The organism is Persicirhabdus sediminis (genome assembly GCF_016595495.1).
Classification (GTDB): Bacteria; Verrucomicrobiota; Verrucomicrobiia; order Verrucomicrobiales; family Akkermansiaceae; genus Persicirhabdus; species Persicirhabdus sediminis.
In genome coordinates this window covers 94,683-96,740 of record NZ_JAENIM010000037.1, presented here as the reverse complement: position 1 = coordinate 96,740, position 2,058 = coordinate 94,683, and the positions used below count along the sequence as shown (strand labels likewise).

2 tRNA genes and 1 rRNA gene are annotated in these 2,058 nt (G+C 51.4%); all 3 read left to right on the top strand.

Going from position 1 to position 2,058, the window contains the following annotated elements:
- Window positions 1-60: 60 nt before the first annotated feature.
- The 3 genes from JIN82_RS07500 to JIN82_RS07490 all read left to right on the top strand — a co-directional run bounded on the left by JIN82_RS07500 (window position 61) and on the right by JIN82_RS07490 (window position 2,021).
- Window positions 61-1,598 (top strand): 16S ribosomal RNA (locus JIN82_RS07500).
- Between the two features lie 260 nt (window positions 1,599-1,858).
- A tRNA-Ala gene (locus JIN82_RS07495) sits at window positions 1,859-1,934 on the top strand.
- 10 nt (window positions 1,935-1,944) lie between these two features.
- A tRNA-Ile gene (locus tag JIN82_RS07490) sits at window positions 1,945-2,021 on the top strand.
- Window positions 2,022-2,058: the final 37 nt, after the last annotated feature.

Sequence of the window (2,058 nt, the reverse complement as noted above, 5' to 3'; positions counted from 1 at the left end):
AAACATAATAGTTTACAGTTTACGTAATTTTACGTGACGCCAAATAACCGTTTTATAAATATTACGGAGAGTTTGATTCTGGCTCAGAACGAACGCTGGCGGCGTGGATAAGACATGCAAGTCGAACGGAGAATTTGAATAGCTTGCTAATTAAATTCTTAGTGGCGGACGGGTTAGTAACACGTGAGCAACCTGCCCTAAAGTGGGGGATAGCCTTTCGAAAGGAAGATTAATACCGCATGTGGCCTTTGGGTCAAAGCTGCCTTCGGGTGGTGCTTTAGGATGGGCTCGCGGCCTATCAGCTAGTAGGTGAGGTAACGGCTCACCTAGGCGATGACGGGTAGCTGGTCTGAGAGGACGATCAGCAACACTGGAACTGAGACACGGTCCAGACACCTACGGGTGGCAGCAGTCGAGAATCATTCACAATGGGGGCAACCCTGATGGTGCAACGCCGCGTGGAGGAAGAAGGCCCTAGGGTCGTAAACTCCTGTCATTTGAGAGTAAGGCTTATGCGTTAAAAGCGTGTAAGTTTGATAGTATCAAAAGAGGAAGGGACGGCTAACTTCGTGCCAGCAGCCGCGGTAATACGAAGGTCCCAAGCGTTGTTCGGAATCACTGGGCGTAAAGCGTACGTAGGCGGTTAGGTAAGTCAGATGTGAAAGGCAGGGGCTCAACCCCTGGACTGCATCCGATACTGCCTGACTAGAGTCATGGAGAGGTAAGTGGAATTCTTGGTGTAGCAGTGAAATGCGTAGATATCAAGAGGAAGACCAATGGCGAAAGCAACTTACTGGACATGTACTGACGCTGAGGTACGAAGGCTAGGGTAGCGAAAGGGATTAGATACCCCTGTAGTCCTAGCAGTAAACGATGCACGCTTGGTGTGGGAGGACTCGACCCCTTCTGTGCCGGAGCTAACGCGTTAAGCGTGCCGCCTGGGGAGTACGGTCGCAAGACTAAAACTCAAAGAAATTGACGGGGACCCGCACAAGCGGTGGAGTATGTGGCTTAATTCGATGCAACGCGAAGAACCTTACCTAGGCTTGACATGTATTGCTAAGCTGCCGAAAAGCAGTGACCCTTCGGGGACCTTACACAGGTGCTGCATGGCCGTCGTCAGCTCGTGTCGTGAGATGTTTGGTTAAGTCCAGCAACGAGCGCAACCCCTGTGATTAGTTGCCAGCACGTAATGGTGGGAACTCTAGTCAGACTGCCCAGGTTAACTGGGAGGAAGGTGGGGATGACGTCAGGTCAGTATGGCCCTTATGCCTAGGGCTGCACACGTACTACAATGCCCAGGACAGTGAGACCCGATACCGCGAGGTGGAGGAAATCTATAAACCTGGGCCCAGTTCGGATTGGAGGCTGCAACTCGCCTCCATGAAGTCGGAATCGCTAGTAATGGCGCATCAGCTACGGCGCCGTGAATACGTTCCCGGGTCTTGTACACACCGCCCGTCACATCATGGAAGCCGATCGCACCCGAAGTGCATGTGCCAACCGCAAGGAGGCAGTGCCCTAAGGTGAAGTTGGTAACTGGGATGAAGTCGTAACAAGGTAGCCGTAGGGGAACCTGCGGCTGGATCACCTCCTTTCTATGGAGAAAATGTCAAAGGTTCACGCCTCCCTGACATAGGTCGACACCTGACCGGGCTACGAGCAAGAGCTTGTAGCTAGTTTTTAATAACAAGCCGAAGGTGTATCAGTGGTTAAGGAAACTGACCCACGACAACAATTCAAAAATCTGCACCATCAAACGTGGGCAGCGTACAATTCAATCTTTTCATTATTACTCCAAACAACTTGTATTCCCTGTGAGAGTCCTTAGTTGGACCATCCAAAACTGGATCACAACGGGGGTATAGCTCAGTTGGTAGAGCGCCTGCTTTGCAAGCAGGATGTCATCGGTTCGAATCCGGTTACCTCCACCAATTAGTTAACGGGCCTGTAGCTCAGTTGGTTAGAGCACACGCTTGATAAGCGTGGGGTCGCTGGTTCAAGTCCAGCCTGGCCCACCATCTAATTGACCGCCACAAGTCGACAAGTAAGTACACA